This window comes from Streptomyces sp. NPDC046465 (genome assembly GCF_040646035.1).
Classification (GTDB): Bacteria; Actinomycetota; Actinomycetes; order Streptomycetales; family Streptomycetaceae; genus Streptomyces.
In genome coordinates this window covers 116,055-129,940 of the sequence record NZ_JBEYZK010000015.1, presented here as the reverse complement: position 1 = coordinate 129,940, position 13,886 = coordinate 116,055, and the positions used below count along the sequence as shown (strand labels likewise).

16 protein-coding genes and 1 pseudogene are annotated in these 13,886 nt (G+C 70.3%); 4 read left to right on the top strand and 13 right to left on the bottom strand.

What is annotated here, in order from left to right:
• Positions 1–17: 17 nt before the first annotated feature.
• Both ABZ953_RS23920 and ABZ953_RS23915 read right to left on the bottom strand, forming a co-directional pair.
• Positions 18–683: a hypothetical protein gene (locus tag ABZ953_RS23920; RefSeq protein WP_361727124.1), complete on the bottom strand. Its 666-nt coding sequence runs from the start codon at positions 681–683 to the stop codon at positions 18–20.
• Positions 680–850 (bottom strand): hypothetical protein, encoded by a 171-nt coding sequence (locus ABZ953_RS23915; RefSeq protein WP_361727122.1) that lies wholly within the window; start codon positions 848–850, stop codon positions 680–682. Before ABZ953_RS23915 ends, ABZ953_RS23920 begins: the two co-directional genes overlap by 4 nt.
• Before the next feature lie 149 nt (positions 851–999).
• On the opposite strand from ABZ953_RS23915, the gene dapA reads away from it, so the two are divergent.
• A complete protein-coding gene (dapA, locus tag ABZ953_RS23910) occupies positions 1,000–1,902 on the top strand; it encodes a 4-hydroxy-tetrahydrodipicolinate synthase (protein WP_361727120.1) in 903 nt (300 codons plus the stop codon).
• On the opposite strand, the gene ABZ953_RS23905 is transcribed toward dapA, so the two are convergent.
• The 4 genes from ABZ953_RS23905 to dapD all read right to left on the bottom strand — a co-directional run bounded on the left by ABZ953_RS23905 (position 1,903) and on the right by dapD (position 5,413).
• Positions 1,903–3,129, bottom strand: coding sequence for a WD40 repeat domain-containing protein (locus ABZ953_RS23905; RefSeq protein WP_361727118.1), 1,227 nt, complete (start codon positions 3,127–3,129; stop codon positions 1,903–1,905). It abuts the gene before it with no gap.
• The gene (locus ABZ953_RS23900) at positions 3,126–3,686 is read right to left on the bottom strand and encodes a SigE family RNA polymerase sigma factor (RefSeq protein ID WP_361727372.1); all 561 of its coding nucleotides are present in this window, start codon (positions 3,684–3,686) and stop codon (positions 3,126–3,128) included. The genes ABZ953_RS23905 and ABZ953_RS23900 overlap by 4 nt, the downstream gene beginning before the upstream one ends.
• A gap of 150 nt (positions 3,687–3,836) precedes the next feature.
• Positions 3,837–4,406, bottom strand: coding sequence for a hypothetical protein (locus tag ABZ953_RS23895; RefSeq protein ID WP_361727117.1), 570 nt, complete (start codon positions 4,404–4,406; stop codon positions 3,837–3,839).
• Positions 4,407–4,423: 17 nt separating this feature from the next.
• Complete coding sequence (gene dapD / locus ABZ953_RS23890) at positions 4,424–5,413, bottom strand: 2,3,4,5-tetrahydropyridine-2,6-dicarboxylate N-succinyltransferase (protein WP_361727115.1); 990 nt, start codon at positions 5,411–5,413, stop codon at positions 4,424–4,426.
• 177 nt (positions 5,414–5,590) lie between these two features.
• On the opposite strand from dapD, the pseudogene ABZ953_RS23885 reads away from it, so the two are divergent.
• Positions 5,591–5,828: pseudogene (locus ABZ953_RS23885) on the top strand (redoxin domain-containing protein); the annotation flags it as partial.
• A gap of 298 nt (positions 5,829–6,126) precedes the next feature.
• Here ABZ953_RS23885 and ABZ953_RS23880 read toward each other — a convergent pair.
• The 3 genes from ABZ953_RS23880 to ABZ953_RS23870 form a co-directional block, all read right to left on the bottom strand.
• A complete protein-coding gene (locus ABZ953_RS23880; RefSeq protein WP_361727370.1) occupies positions 6,127–6,624 on the bottom strand; it encodes a hypothetical protein in 498 nt (165 codons plus the stop codon).
• 110 nt (positions 6,625–6,734) lie between these two features.
• On the bottom strand, positions 6,735–7,298 hold the full coding sequence (locus ABZ953_RS23875) for a TetR family transcriptional regulator (protein ID WP_361727113.1): 564 nt from the start codon (positions 7,296–7,298) through the stop codon (positions 6,735–6,737).
• Positions 7,298–7,618, bottom strand: coding sequence for a multidrug efflux SMR transporter (locus ABZ953_RS23870; protein ID WP_361727111.1), 321 nt, complete (start codon positions 7,616–7,618; stop codon positions 7,298–7,300). The genes ABZ953_RS23875 and ABZ953_RS23870 overlap by 1 nt, the downstream gene beginning before the upstream one ends.
• A 108-nt stretch (positions 7,619–7,726) precedes the next feature.
• Here ABZ953_RS23870 and ABZ953_RS23865 point away from each other — a divergent pair, with 108 nt between their 5' ends.
• Positions 7,727–10,651 carry a tetratricopeptide repeat protein gene (locus tag ABZ953_RS23865; RefSeq protein ID WP_361727109.1) on the top strand — a complete coding sequence of 975 codons (2,925 nt, stop codon included), beginning with the start codon at positions 7,727–7,729 and terminating at the stop codon, positions 10,649–10,651.
• A 141-nt stretch (positions 10,652–10,792) separates the two neighbouring features.
• Positions 10,793–10,942 carry a hypothetical protein gene (locus tag ABZ953_RS23860; protein ID WP_361727107.1) on the top strand — a complete coding sequence of 50 codons (150 nt, stop codon included), beginning with the start codon at positions 10,793–10,795 and terminating at the stop codon, positions 10,940–10,942.
• Positions 10,943–11,024: 82 nt separating this feature from the next.
• Here ABZ953_RS23860 and ABZ953_RS23855 read toward each other — a convergent pair whose 3' ends face one another.
• The 4 genes from ABZ953_RS23855 to sufC are packed head-to-tail and all read right to left on the bottom strand — an operon-like array spanning position 11,025 to position 13,879.
• The gene (locus tag ABZ953_RS23855; protein ID WP_361727105.1) at positions 11,025–11,363 is read right to left on the bottom strand and encodes a metal-sulfur cluster assembly factor; all 339 of its coding nucleotides are present in this window, start codon (positions 11,361–11,363) and stop codon (positions 11,025–11,027) included.
• Positions 11,360–11,833 carry a Fe-S cluster assembly sulfur transfer protein SufU gene (gene sufU / locus ABZ953_RS23850; RefSeq protein WP_361727104.1) on the bottom strand — a complete coding sequence of 158 codons (474 nt, stop codon included), beginning with the start codon at positions 11,831–11,833 and terminating at the stop codon, positions 11,360–11,362. The genes ABZ953_RS23855 and sufU overlap by 4 nt, the downstream gene beginning before the upstream one ends.
• 16 nt (positions 11,834–11,849) lie before the next feature.
• A complete protein-coding gene (locus ABZ953_RS23845; protein WP_361727102.1) occupies positions 11,850–13,118 on the bottom strand; it encodes a cysteine desulfurase in 1,269 nt (422 codons plus the stop codon).
• Positions 13,115–13,879, bottom strand: coding sequence for a Fe-S cluster assembly ATPase SufC (gene sufC / locus ABZ953_RS23840; RefSeq protein WP_361727100.1), 765 nt, complete (start codon positions 13,877–13,879; stop codon positions 13,115–13,117). The genes ABZ953_RS23845 and sufC overlap by 4 nt, the downstream gene beginning before the upstream one ends.
• Positions 13,880–13,886: the final 7 nt, after the last annotated feature.

Genomic DNA, 13,886 nt, shown 5'->3' with positions numbered 1-13,886 from the left:
ACCCGGGCAGGGCCGCGCTATCCCCGCTGGTCCCCGGTGAACCGCGCCAACTCTGCTTGGAACCAGTCCAGTCGTGCCTGCAGGAGCGCCGCCTCGGCCATCAGCTCGGGCATCCCGAGGGCGGCTGGGCCGCTCCCGGCCGCGGGCGGTGCGGCCGCGGCCACCCGCAGCCCTTCCCCCGCGATCCGGGCGAACTCCGCGACGGACAGCGCCTGCCGCCCGCCCCGGCACCGCCCGCACGCCGCCTCGACCACCCGCCAGCCGGGCACGCCCCGCCCCGCGTCGGCGAGCAGCGAGGCCGCGGCGCCGCACGGGCAGGGCGGCAGAGTCGCGCCGCGCACCCGCTGCCGCGCGTACCGGAAGCCGCGTTCGAAGCGGATGTACGCGCCGAGCACCGTCACTTCGAGGACGGCCGCCCCGCGGTGCTCGGCGGTGCACAGCAGGGCCTCGGCGGTGGCGCGGTCGTGGACGCAGTGGAAGCCGCAGTCGCAGCGGCGGTGCGGGGCGCGGTGTCGTCTGCCGTAGCCGCAGCTCGCCTCGTCGAGCACCCCGTACGGCAGGCCCGCGCCGAGGGAGACGCCGGTGAAGCCGGCCCGGGTGCCGTCGTGGGACAGCACCGGGCGGGCGATCTTGTATCCGGTGGGCGGCTCCGTCGGGCGTTCCTCGGCGAGCCGCAGCCTCATCGGGCGGCCGTGGCCTCGACCGGCCGTTCCGCGTCGGGTGCGGGCACGGACTTTCCGGGCTCCGTGGGCTGCTCCTCGTGGTGCGGGGGCTGATGCGGCTGGTGCGCGGGCCGGTGCGCGGGCCGCTCTTCGGCGATGCCGGTGGAGAGTGCCTTGCCGAGCTTCATGACGCCTCCTGGGGACCGACTGTCCCGCCATAGTGGCCCACACGGGGGCGAGTTGGCACTAGCGCCTACCTCATCTCGTAGCTCTACTGTCCATTACCTCGTAGAAGAATTAAGTGGAGCTTCAGCGACGGTGTGCCGAGACTGCACTCATGACCTCCCGACCCGCAGCACCCCTCGGTCGCGCCCTCTGCGCGATGATCACGCCTTTCACCGCCGAGGGCCTCCTCGACCTCGACGGCGCCCAGCGCCTCGCCGACCACCTGGTGTCCGGGGGCTGCGACGGACTCGTCCTGTCCGGCACCACCGGCGAGTCTCCGACCACCTCCGACGACGAGAAGGCGGCGCTGGTGCGGGCCGTGGCCGACGCGGTCGGCGGGCGCGCGACCGTCGTCGCGGGCGTCGGCAGCAGCGACACCCGGCACGCCGTCGAGCTGGCGCTGCGGGCCGAGAAGGCGGGCGCCGACGGCCTGTTGGTCCTCACGCCGTACTACAGCCTGCCGCCGCAGGACGCCGTCGAGGCGCACTTCCGCACGGTCATCGACGCCTGCGGGCTGCCGGTCCTGCTCTACGACATCCCGGGCCGCACCGGCACACGCATCGCGACGGAGACGGTGCTGCGGCTCGCGGACCATCCGCGGATCGTCGGCGTGAAGGACTGCGCGTACGACCTGCTCGGCAGTCAGAAGGTCATGCACGAGACGGAGTTGGCGTACTACGCGGGCTGCGACGAGTTCAACCTCGCGCTGTACGCGGTGGGCGGCGCGGGCTGCGTCAGCACGGTGGCCAACGCGCTGCCCGGCCTGCCGCGGGCGGTCTTCGACGCGTTCGACGCCGGTGACACGGAGCGAGCGCGGCGGCTGCAGTTGGCCGCCACCCCGCTGATCGAGGCGATGATGGCGTCGGGCCTGCCCGGCGCGGTCACCGCGAAGGCGTTGCTCGGCGCGGGCGGCCTGCCCGCGGGCCCGGTCCGGGCACCGCTGCTGCCCGCCGGCCGCGAGGCGACCGACGGGCTGCTCGCCGTCCACGGGGAGGCGCGGGCGGCGGTGCGGTGATCAGCGCCGGGCGAAGAGCGGTGTCCAGCGCCCGCCGGAACCGTCCTTCGGCGAACGGTAGCCGCTGAGGGGAACCGTCTTCTTGCTTCCGACGGTGATCAGCACGAGCCGCTGGCGGTACTCGCTCGTGCCGGGCGCGCTGTCCCAGGCGATGAGCCGCTTGTCGTCGGCCCAGGCGAGGAGCTGCTGGCCGGGCAGCTTGGCGACCCGCTTGCCGGTGAGGGGGTCGAGCACCTCGGTGGCGGTGGTCTCGGCGCCGCCCGCGAAGTCACCGGCGGCGAGCTTCCCGTCCGGGGAGAGCCGGGCCTCGACGAACCAGTTCAGGTGCTGCTCCCGCGCGGGCGTGCTCTTCTTGTGCCCCGCGAAGTCGTAGTACTGCTGGCTCGGCTCGCGGATGCGGCCCGAGTAGACCAGCGAGCCGTCCGCACTGAACTCGAAGTCCTGCCGGCTGTTGATGTCCGACATGCCGAACCCGCCGCTCTTGGTCTTCACCTCGCTCCAACTGCCCTTCCCCGAGGCCACGTCGAGGACGTAGAAGCCGGTCCTGCTCGGATCGGAGGGCCCCGGCTCCTCGTGCTTGCCGTCGTTGATCGGCCGGTCCTTGTCGAGCCGGTCCGGGTCCTTCGCGTACGTCGTCGCGACGAGTTTCCTGCCGTCGGGCGAGAACACGACGCCGCCGACCCCGCGGTCCACGGTGATCCAGCGCTCGACCTTGCCCGTGATCAGGTTCAGCAGGCCGATCCGCTTCGTGGGCAGACCGCGCTCCAGGACGGCGGCGGTCCGCATGCCGGGCGCGACGTCGAGCAGCGACCAGCGCGACGCCTCGCGGTAGGTGCCGGTCTTCTGGTCGAGCAGCCGGTAGGTGCGGGTCATGACGGCGTCGCCGTCGGGCTGCTTGACCCTCTTGTTCGTGCTGTACGCGGCGAGGGCCGTGTCACCCGCGGCGATCAGCTCCCGCGGCGGCGTCTGGCCGGGGTGCGCGACGACGTCGCCGCTCTGCAGCTCACTGGCCGGGCGCGGCTCCTGACTCCCGGAGTCGGCGCCGAGGACCGGCACGGCCACCGCGACGACGGCGGCCGTCGCCACGGCGAGCGAGGTGCCCACGACCGCCCGGTTCCTGCGCCGCTTCCGCGCGGCCAGCACGCGGTCGGCGAAGTTCCCCGGCACGGGCGGGCCCTGGTCCGCCTCCTCCCGCAGCGACTCGCGCACGAGATCGGTCACGTTCACGGTCGTACCTCCATGGGCGAGAAGTCGTGAGAAGCGGGCCGCTCCGCGGTGTCGTGCCCGCCGAGGCGCGCGAGCTCGGGCGCGAGGCCCCGCAGCCGGGCGAGCGAGCGGTGCGTGGTGCTGCGCACGGTGCCGACGGAGCAGCCGAGGGCGGCGGCCACCTCCGCCTCCGGCAGATCCTCGAAGTAGCGCAGTACGAGCACGGTCCGCTGTCGCGCGGTGAGTTTGGCGAGGGCCCCGCGCATCACGATGCGCAGTTCCGCCGCGGACGTGCCGTCCCCCGACGCGGCACGTTCGGGCGGTTCCGCGACGGCCAGTTCGCGGCGCGGCCACTTCAGCCGCCACCTGCTGACCTGCTGCCGGTACAGGATCCGGCGGACGTACGCCTCCGGCTCGTCGATGCGCTGCCACCGCCCGGCCGCCTTGACGAGCGCGTTCTGCAGCAGGTCCTCGCCCGCGTGCCGGTCGCCCCCGCTGAGCAGTACGGCCGTCTTCAGCAGCGCCGACGATCTGGTCTCCACGAACTCCCGGAAACTGTCCTGCTCATGGGCATTCATCGTCACCTTCGCTCCCTGGTGGGCCTGTTGCCCTCCCGCATGGATAGGGACGGGTCCGGGCGCCTCCCGCTATGCCTGTGTCCGAAGAAATGTGTGTCCCCAAAAAAGAGCGGCCGCCCCGAGTGGGGCGGCCGCTCCGGTGGAACGCGTTCAGGCCGCGGCCGGGAAGCCCGCCGCCTTGGTCCAGCGCAGCGTGTCACTGCCCCGGCTGAAGGTGACCTTCTTGCCTCCGGGAGCGACGACGATCTTCTCCCAGCCGTCGAAGTCCTTCGTGAGGTGCTTGGCCCACTTCGTCAGCGGTCCGACGGCGACCGCGGCGACCGACTCGGTCGGCGGCTCGCCGTCCGCGCAGTACGGACCGAAGTCGCCGAAGGCCGCGACGGTGCCGTCCTTGGCCTTGAGGGTGATGCCCTGACAGGCGTCGGTCCTCGTTTTGTACACGACGGCGGGCTTGGACCACCCCTTGGCGCTGGGGCTGTAGTCCTGCACGTAGAGCCCCTTGCCCCGCAGGTAGTACATGGCCACGCGCCGCTTGTCGGCGAGCTTGACCGACGCGTCGAACGGGCTCGGGCTGCCGCTCCACGGGATGTCGCTCCTGCCCAGCGGATGGCTGTGGTCGCCGGTCGCCCGGGGCTGCCCCACGCTCTGTCCGCACCCGATGACCAGGCCGAGCACCGCGACGGCGCCGAGGGCCACGGCCCGCGCACCCGTTCTGTTCATGTCGCTCCCCATGGACCTCAGTTGTGGCTGTGCAGGACGTCGTTCAGGCCGCCCCACACCGCGTTGTTCGGGCGGGCCTCGACGGCACCGGTGACCGAGTTGCGGCGGAAGAGGATGTTCGAGGCGCCGGAGAGCTCACGGGCCTTGACGATCTGGCCGTCGGGCATGGTCACGCGAGTGCCCGCGGTGACGTACAGACCGGCCTCGACGACGCACTCGTCGCCCAGCGCGATGCCGACGCCCGCCTCGGCGCCGATCAGGCAGCGCTCGCCGATGACGATGCGGACGTTGCCGCCGCCGGAGAGCGTGCCCATCGTGGAGGCGCCGCCGCCGATGTCCGAGCCGTCACCGACGACGACACCGGCGGAGATGCGGCCCTCGACCATGGAGGTGCCGAGCGTGCCCGCGTTGAAGTTCACGAAGCCCTCGTGCATGACCGTCGTGCCCTCGGCGAGGTGCGCGCCGAGCCGCACCCGGTCGGCGTCGGCGATGCGGACGCCCTTGGGCGCCACGTAGTCCGTCATGCGCGGGAACTTGTCGACGGACGTCACGGCGAGGTGCAGGCCCTCGGCGCGGGCGTTGAGCCGCACCTTGTCGAGGTCGTCGACGGCGACCGGGCCGAGCGAGGTCCAGGCGACGTTGGCGAGGAAGGCGAACTGGCCGTCGAGGTTCACGCCGTGCGGCTTGACCAGGCGGTGGCTGAGCAGGTGCAGGCGCAGGTAGACGTCGTGGGCGTCCAGCGGCTTGTCGTCGAGGGACCCGATGACCGTACGTACGGCGACGATCTCCACGCCACGGCGGGCGTCCGGGCCGATGGCCTTGGCCGCGCCCTCGCCGAGCAGCTCCACGGCGCGCTCGGCGGTCAGCCGCTCGCTGCCGGCCGGGCCGGGCTCGGCGACGAGCTCGGGGGCGGGGAACCAGGTGTCGAGAACGGTGCCGTCGGCGGTGACGGTGGCGAGGCCTGCGGCGACGGCGCCGGTGGTGCGGGAAGCGTTCGTGTCGGTCATGGGTGAAACCTAACCGGAGGTGCGGCGCGCGGGCGAACCGGTCTCAGCGTCCGGGCCGCGTACGGCGACGGCGACCGATCCCGCCCCCGTCCAGCCCCGCACGCACCCCGCCGTTGGCCGCGAACCGGGTGACCGCGAAGCCCTGGCGGCGGGCGCCCTCGGGCACGGTGACGGCGACGCGGCTGCACGCTGGAGTCCTGCACCTACCGCGACCAGCTCGCGGAGTTGACCGCGGCGGTCGCGGTAGGTGCACGGGGTGTCGTCACAGCGCCCCGACGAACAGCGGGCGTTCGCCGAAAAGGAGGGCCTGCGCTTCCCGCTGCTCTCGGACGCGGACCTGGCCCTGACGGCGGCCCTGCGCCTGCCGACGTTCCGCGCGGCGGGCGTGAGCAGGCTGAAGCGGCTCACGCTGGTGTCACGGCGAGCGTCGAGGCGGCGCTCCGGACGGTACGGCGCCCGGGGTCCCGCACCGGCTGAGCGTGTGCCGGAGCGGGCCCCATGACCGCGAATGCCCGAGTGTCACTGCGAATGTGTGCGCGCCCGCAGATGGAGTCGACCGAAGTAAAGCATTCCCACTATTCCGCCCGCCGCACCGACGGCGCACAATACGGTCGCCCACCGAGCCATTCCCTGGGTCATCCACAGCAGGCTCACCGCGACCAATGCCAGAGAAAGCAGAAATCGCTCTCCATATCCCGGGCCGCGGCGGCCCATCAGTCCCTGCTGGCGGTGCACGAGTACTTGACGCCCTTCATTTTGATGGTCCGCCATCCTGCCATCACCCCTACCGTCGAATTCGTCGGGGCGACGTCGGTTCCGCCACCGCCGCCACCCTCCTTCCGGCAGTAATAGCCGAGGGCGTCAAGCTTCTTGATGGCGCTCATCGCCTGGTACTTCTTGTACGACTTGATCATGGCTGCCCGCTTCTGGGCAGGCGTCGCTTCCTTTGCCTTCGTGTACGCGTAGCACCCGACGCTGGCGCCGATCCCTACCCACGATGCCCCCTTGGCCAGGGCTTTGGCAAGGCCTGCCGCGCCACTGCCGATCCCCAGGACGGCACAGATCTCATCAGCGCCGAGAGCCTGCCGGTCCGCCGCCGCAGGCGCGGCCACCGAATTCCCCTCTTCGTGTTCCGCAGCCGCATACGCCGCATTACCCGCCACCCCGGTCAAGGCGCAGGCAATCACGACGGAAATTCCCTTATTGCGCATGCTCACGAACTACTCCCCGAACTTCGGTGCAATTGCTTGGTCAATGCACTCGGGACGCTATCAGCGGGTACTCGGCACACGCAATGGTCTTGTTTGCACAGTGGGAATCCTTAACGTGGCCCATTCGACGGAGCACTCGGCGCAAGGAGTCGGCCGAGCATCTCCCGCGCGCACTCCTCGTCGTACTCGCCCCCCGTGAGCAGCACCTGCAGGCTTATCCCGTCCATCAGGGCGACGAGGGCGCGCGCGGTGACCGGGTCGGTGCGCCGCTCCACCAGCTCGGCGATCCCGGCGCACCACTCGGCGGCCACCGGGCGCAGGGCGGGCCTGCGCAGCGCGGCGAGGTAGAGCTCGTACTCCAGCTCGAGTCCGGCGCGCTCCCCCGCGAACCACTCGCCGAGCAGCCGGGCGAGCTCCCCCGCGATGTCGGCCCGCGGGTCCTCGAACGCGCCACCGGCCTCCATCACCTTCGCGAAGCCCTCGTTGCTCTGCCGCAGCGCCGCCACCATCAGCTCGTCGAGCGTCTTGAAGTGGTACGTGGTCGAGCCGAGCGGCACGTCCGCCTCGGCGGCGACCGAGCGGTGACTGAGCCCGCCGATTCCCTTCACCCCGACGACCCGGATCGCGGCGTCGATGATCCGCTGGCGGCGCTCGGGATCGTAGCGGCGGGCCATCAGTGGGCCCCGCCCAGGTTGAGCACGATGACGCCCGCGATGACGAGTGCGATGCCCGCGACCTTGATCAGGTTGGCCGACTCCCCCAGGAACATCATGCCGATGGCGGCGACGGCCGCGGTGCCGATACCGGCCCAGATCGCGTAGGCGGTGCCCACGGAGAGGGTCTTCAGGGTCTGTGCGAGCAGCGTGAAGGCGAGCAGATAGCCCACGACGGTGATGAGCGAGGGCCACAGCTTGCTGAACCCCTCGCTGAACTTCATGGCCGTGGTCCCGGCCACCTCCGCCGCGATCGCCGCGGCCAGCAGTGCGTATCCCATGCGTACGAGTGTACATATCGTTGTGTACGACCGTACGCAACGGAGGCGGCCTCCCGCCCGGCGCTTTCCAGCAAAATGGGGCCCACGTCGTCGAAGCGGGGACCCTCCATGGCAACTACGCAGCATCCGGAGTTCGGAGCGGCGGTCCGGCAGCTCATACGTGACTCGGGCCTGACACTCGACCGCATCGTGTCGGCCAGCCGCACCCGGCGCCGCGTGGCGCTCTCCCGGACCGTGTTGAGCAGTTGGCAGAACGGCAGGTCCCGGCCCGCGACGTGGGCGTCACTGCAGACTTTCCTGAGCATCGTCGGCGAACTGTCGAGCCTGCCCCGGGCCCGGATCGATCCCCGCGAATGGGAAGCTCGCTACCGCGCCTCCGGAGCGGTCCCGCTGCCCACGCGCAGGGCCGTCCCCACGCTCCGGGACGCACCGCTCGTCCGGGACACGGACCCGATCCTGCTGGGCGTCCGCCAGGCCCGGAAGAACGACGATGTCGACCCGGTGCCCCCGTACGTGGAGCGTGATGTCGACCCGGCCGTGGATGACGCTCTGCGCGCGGCGGCCGCGGCAGGCGGCATGGTTCTCCTCAAGGGTGACTCGACGGCAGGCAAGACCCGGACGGCCTTCGAGGCCATGAGCCGGGTCCTGCCGGACCTGCCTCTGCTCTGCCCGCCCCGGGAGAGCTCCTTCGACTCCTGCGTCGAGAACGCCCGCGTCCTGGCCGAGCAGGGCAGGCAGTGCGTGGTCTGGCTGGACGAACTGGAGCACTTCCTGGGGTCCGGTCGGCTCGATACCGACGCGCTGCGGCGGCTCGTCGACTGCCGGTCCGTACTTCTGGCGACCATGCGTCTCGCCGAGTACAACAGCCGCAGGCCCCGCCCCACCCGTACGGCCAAGGGCAGCGACGCCTATACGCGGATCGACGTCAGCGACCCCGTGCTCAAGGCCGCCGAAGCGATCGATCTGCCCCGCGTGTGGAGCGCGCCGGAACTGGCACGCACCGCGGCGGAGATCGATCCGCGGCTGGTCGACGCCCTGCGCCACCATCGGCGACACGGCATCGCCGAGTACCTGTCGGCGGGCCCGCACCTCTGGGACCGCTGGCGCAACTCCCGTTACGTAGGCGGGAATCCGCGCGGTCATGCCCTGGTGGCCGCCGCCGTCGACCTCGCACGGTCGGGTCTGAGCGGTCCGCTCCCGACGGGCCTCATCACTTCTCTGCACACCGGGTATCTCTCCGGCGAAGCCGACGCCCTGCTCACACCGGAACCCCTCGATGAAGCGTTGGCCTGGGCGAGCCAGGACCCGATCGGCGTCAGCCGTCTCCTGCTGCCCGTCGGAGAGGACACGTGGCGCCCCTTCGACTACCTGGTCGACATGCTCTCCCTCAGCGGTACCGCCCCGGTGGTGCCGGACGAGGTCAGGGAAGCGGCCGTCGCCCATGCCTCCTCCGTGGAGGAGCGTTACGGCGTGGGCGTCTCCTGCTACCGCGCCGACCGGGGCGACCTCGCGTTGCGTTCCCTCCTGCCGTCCGCGGAAGCCGGACACATCGGCTCGATGCTGTACGTCGGGTCGATCCTCCTGGACCGGGACGAGGAAGCGGCCGCGGCCGCGTGGTGGCTGCGCCTCGCGAAGGCGGGCAACGCCAAGGGCATGCTCAACCTCGGGGTGCGGTACTCGCGCCAGGGCCGGGCGAAGAAGGCCGAGAAGTGGTGGCGCCGAGCCTACGGACTGGGCCTCGTGGAGGCAGGCGCCAAGCTCGCGAACATGCACGAGGACCGCGGAGAGCACGACGAGGCCGAGCGGCTCTGGGCTCTGGCGCTCGAAGCGGAAGTCCCGGACGCCTTCTTCCGCTTCGGCATCCTCGCGTACCGGAAACGGGACTTCGACGAGGCGACGAGGCTCTACCTCGAAGCAGCCAGGAAGGGGCACCGGGAGGCGACCACCAACCTCGCCCAGGTCTACTTCGCCGAGGGACGCCAGGAGGAGGCCGAGAAGCTCTATGTCATCGCCGCGGAGGCGGGAGACCACGTCGCCATGCGTGCCCTCGGGCTGCTCAACGAATGGCGGGGCAAGTTCTCCCCACCGGACGAAGCCCCCGAGGACCGGACGCGCCGCATGTCCGATGCGCTGCAGAAGCTGTTCGACCAAGCCGAGCAGGAGGGCAAGTGGAACGAGCAGGCCAAGTCCGCCAAGGAGTGGTATCGCCGGGCCGCCGCCCACGGCGACCTGATGTCGCTCCGGCTCCTCGGGAACCTCTACCACCGGCGCCACAAGTACGAGAAGGCCCACAAGTGCTACCGGCGGGCGGCGAAGCTCGGAGATCCACTTTCCGCCGCGTACTTCAGGCAGCCCGTGCTCGCCGGAGTCCGGCCGCCGGACCGGCCGCCGGACGTGGATCCGGACCGCCCCGACGACGAGTTCGAGGACGACGGCCCCCGGCAGCCCACTCCGCGCACACTGGCCGTCCTGAAGGCCGCACTGGAGATCGAGGCCGACGCCGCCGTGGATGTGCTGGCGGAGATCGAGGGCCGTCCCGTCACCACCGAGGAATCATTCATCGGCTGCTTCGACATGCTGCCGGCCCAGACCTGGCAGCAGGGAACCCAGTGGCGCCGGGAGATGATCCGCTGCTTCGACGACCTCGCGCACGACATCGCCGACAGCCGCCTCCCGCTGCCGTGCTGCACCGGCGAGGAGATGGCCCTGCATCTGGCGCTGGAGCACGCGGCTGCCATTACGGAGGACTCGCCGGATCTGGCCGAGGAATTCTGCGAGGGCGCACCGGCCCGGCCCGGTGACTACGACTGGTGGGCCTGCAAGCGGGCGCTCCTCGAAGACGACGACGTGCTGATGCTCTACCAACCCTGGATGGAAGGCATCGAGGAGCCCGACAACGACGTCAACCAGCGGCTCGGGATGGCGAATCTCGCTCCCGACGACTGGTTCACACCCTTCCGCGACGACCGGCCCCGTGCCGTCGACCGCGGATTCCGGTCCCGGCCCGGACCCCACAGAAATTCCGGTTCATAGCATGTGACCTGCGCAGACAGAGGTTCCGAGGGATCAGGACCACTCCGTACGACAGCACGCGGGGCTTCGATCGGCCCATCAGGCCATCAAGCCACCAGGCCGTCAAGCCATCAGTCCGCAAGTGCCGTCGAAAGGGCCGTCATGCCGTTGACCGAGCTGGTCTTCGTGATCCTCATCCCGCTGGTCTCTGCCCTCGCTCTGCTCATCGGGTTCCTCGCCGCGCTGCGGGGGCTGCACGGTGAGCAACGGATCAGCGCCTTCCGTACGTTCGTCCGTGCGCTGCGCCGCTGAACATGGAGAGGCCCCCCGGAGAATCCTCCGGGGGGCCTCGAAAGCCTCGAAGCAGGGCGGTCTCCGCCCGGCTCAGGCCGTCTCAGACGTTGAACCCCAAGGCCCGCAGCTGCTCGCGTCCGTCGTCCGTGATCTTGTCCGGGCCCCACGGCGGCATCCAGACCCAGTTGATCCGGAGTTCGTTGACGATGCCCTCCGTCGCCGACTTCGCCTGGTCCTCGATGACGTCGGTCAGCGGGCAGGCCGCGGACGTCAGCGTCATGTCGATCGTGGCGATGTTGGCGTCGTCGACGTGCACGCCGTAGATCAGGCCGAGGTTGACGACGTCGATGCCCAGCTCGGGGTCGACGACGTCGTACAGCGCCTCGCGGACCTCTTCCTCCGAAGCGGGCTTCGTCGTGAGTGTCTCGTTCTCGCTCATGCCGTCTTCCTTTCAGCGGCCCCGTCGGTCTCGCCCAGTGCCTGGGCCGTCGCGTCCTTCCAGGCCATCCAGCTCAGCAGGGCGCACTTCACACGCGCCGGGTACTTGGAGACCCCGGCGAACGCGACCGCGTCCTCAAGGACCTCCTCCATCGCGTCGTCCGGCTCCAGCTTGCCCTTGGACTGCATCAGTTCCAGGAAGACTTCCTGGATCTTCTGCGCCTCGGCGAGCTCCTTGCCGACCAGGAGGTCGTTCAGGACGGACGCGCTGGCCTGGCTGATGGAGCAGCCCTGGCCCTCGTACGACACGTCGGCGATCGTCGACCCGTCGTACTTCACGCGCAGCGTGATCTCGTCGCCGCACGTCGGGTTGACGTGGTGCACCTCGGCGTCGCCATCGCGCAGACCACGCCCGTGCGGGTGCTTGTAGTGGTCCAGGATGACTTCCTGGTACATCGAATCCAGCTTCACGTTGCCCAGCAGCCCCTCAGCCGAAGAAGTTCCGTACGTGCTCCAGGCCGTCGACGAGCGCGTCGATCTCGCCGGGCGTGGAGTACAGATAGAACGACGCTCGCGTGGTCGCAGGAATTCCGTAGCGGAGGCAGACGGGGCGCGCGCAGTGGTGGCCGACGCGGACCGCGATGCCTTCCTCGTCGAGCACCTGGCCCACGTCGTGCGGGTGGATGTCGCCGAGCGTGAAGGAGATCGCGGCGCCGCGCTCCTCGGCCGTGGTGGGGCCGATGATGCGGAGGTCGGGGACCTCAAGGAGGCGCTTGACCGCGTACTCGGTGATCGCGTGCTCATGCGCGGCGATCTTGTCCATGCCGATGGCGGACAGGTAGTCCACGGCCGCGCCCAGGCCCACGGCCTGGGAGACCGGGGGCGTGCCCGCCTCGAACTTGTGCGGCGCGGGAGCGTACGTCGACGAGTTCATCGACACCGTCTCGATCATCTCGCCGCCGCCGAGGAAGGGCGGGAGGTCCTCCAGGAGCTCCTGCCGTCCCCACAGGACGCCGATGCCCGTCGGGCCGCACATCTTGTGGCCGGTGAAGGCCACGAAGTCGGCCTGCAGCGCCTGCACGTCGAGCGGCATGTGCGGGGCGGCCTGCGAGGCGTCGATCAGGACGAGCGCGCCGACCTCCTGGGCGCGGCGCACGATGGCCTCGACCGGGTTGTGCGTGCCCAGGATGTTGGAGACCAGCACGAAGGAGACGATCTTCGTCTTCTCCGTGATGACCTCCTCGATGTTCGAGAGGTCGAGGCGGCCGTCGTCCGTGAGGCCGAACCACTTCAGCTTCGCGCCGGTGCGCTGCGAGAGCAGCTGCCACGGGACGATGTTGGAGTGGTGCTCCATCTCCGTGATGACGATCTCGGTCTCGTGGTCCACGCGGTAGGGCTCATCGGCCCAGCCGAGCATGTTGGCCACGAGGTTGAGCGACTCCGAGGCGTTCTTGGTGAAGATCACCTCGTCGCGGGAGGGCGCGTTGATGAACGCCGCCACCTTGTCGCGGGCGCCCTCGTACAGCGCCGTGGCCTCCTCGGCGAGGACGTGCACGCCGCGGTGGACGTTGGCGTTGTGCTGTTCGTAGTACTCGTTCAGCACGTCGAGGACCTGGCGCGGCGTCTGCGAGGTCGCCGCGTTGTCCAGGTACACGAGCTTCTTGCCGTCGTGGATCGTGCGATCCAGGATCGGGAAGTCCTTGCGGATCGCCTCGGTGTCGAGGAGGCCGGAGAGCCCCTGGTGGGCCACTGTCACGCGGATGCGCCACCCTTCGTGTAAGCCTCGTAGCCCTCGGCCTCGAGCTTGTCGGCGAGCTCGGCGCCGCCGGACTCGGCGATGCGGCCGTTCGCGAAGACGTGCACGAAGTCGGGCTTGATGTAACGCAGGATGCGCGTGTAGTGGGTGATGAGGAGCGTGCCCACCTCACCCGTCTCGCGGACGCGGTTGACGCCGTCCGAGACCTGGCGCAGCGCGTCGACGTCCAGGCCGGAGTCCGTCTCGTCGAGGATCGCGATCTTCGGCTTGAGGAGCTCCATCTGCAGGATCTCGTGGCGCTTCTTCTCACCGCCGGAGAAGCCCTCGTTCACGTTGCGCTCGGCGAAGGCCGGGTCCATCTGGAGCTGCTCCATCGCGGACTTGACCTCCTTCACCCAGGTGCGCAGCTTGGGGGCCTCGCCGCGGATCGCCGTCGCCGACGTACGCAGGAAGTTGGAAACCGAGACGCCGGGGACCTCGACCGGGTACTGCATGGCGAGGAACATGCCGGCGCGGGCACGCTCGTCGACGGACATCTCCAGGACGTCTTCGCCGTCGAGGGTCACGGTGCCCTGCGTGATCGTGTACTTGGGGTGGCCCGCGACGGAGTAGGCGAGGGTCGACTTGCCGGAGCCGTTCGGGCCCATGATGGCGTGGGTCTCGCCCTGCTTCACGGTCAGGTCGACGCCCTTGAGGATCTCCTTGGTGGAGTTGTCGGCCTCGACGGTGACGTGCAGGTCCTTGATTTCAAGCGTTGCCATGGGTGCC

Excerpts from the sequence above, each read along its gene's own strand:
- ABZ953_RS23920 (WP_361727124.1), bottom strand. The coding sequence starts at position 683 with ATGAGGCTGCGGCTCGCCGAGGAACGCCCGACGGAGCCGCCCACCGGA.
- sufC (WP_361727100.1), bottom strand. The coding sequence starts at position 13,879 with ATGGCAACGCTTGAAATCAAGGACCTGCACGTCACCGTCGAGGCCGAC.
- dapA (WP_361727120.1), top strand. The coding sequence starts at position 1,000 with ATGACCTCCCGACCCGCAGCACCCCTCGGTCGCGCCCTCTGCGCGATG.
- ABZ953_RS23895 (WP_361727117.1), bottom strand. The coding sequence starts at position 4,406 with ATGAACAGAACGGGTGCGCGGGCCGTGGCCCTCGGCGCCGTCGCGGTG.
- ABZ953_RS23915 (WP_361727122.1), bottom strand. The coding sequence starts at position 850 with ATGAAGCTCGGCAAGGCACTCTCCACCGGCATCGCCGAAGAGCGGCCC.
- ABZ953_RS23860 (WP_361727107.1), top strand. The coding sequence starts at position 10,793 with ATGCCGTTGACCGAGCTGGTCTTCGTGATCCTCATCCCGCTGGTCTCT.
- ABZ953_RS23880 (WP_361727370.1), bottom strand. The coding sequence starts at position 6,624 with ATGCGCAATAAGGGAATTTCCGTCGTGATTGCCTGCGCCTTGACCGGG.
- ABZ953_RS23875 (WP_361727113.1), bottom strand. The coding sequence starts at position 7,298 with ATGGCCCGCCGCTACGATCCCGAGCGCCGCCAGCGGATCATCGACGCC.
- ABZ953_RS23865 (WP_361727109.1), top strand. The coding sequence starts at position 7,727 with ATGGCAACTACGCAGCATCCGGAGTTCGGAGCGGCGGTCCGGCAGCTC.
- ABZ953_RS23900 (WP_361727372.1), bottom strand. The coding sequence starts at position 3,686 with ATGAATGCCCATGAGCAGGACAGTTTCCGGGAGTTCGTGGAGACCAGA.
- ABZ953_RS23855 (WP_361727105.1), bottom strand. The coding sequence starts at position 11,363 with ATGAGCGAGAACGAGACACTCACGACGAAGCCCGCTTCGGAGGAAGAG.
- dapD (WP_361727115.1), bottom strand. The coding sequence starts at position 5,413 with ATGACCGACACGAACGCTTCCCGCACCACCGGCGCCGTCGCCGCAGGC.
- ABZ953_RS23870 (WP_361727111.1), bottom strand. The coding sequence starts at position 7,618 with ATGGGATACGCACTGCTGGCCGCGGCGATCGCGGCGGAGGTGGCCGGG.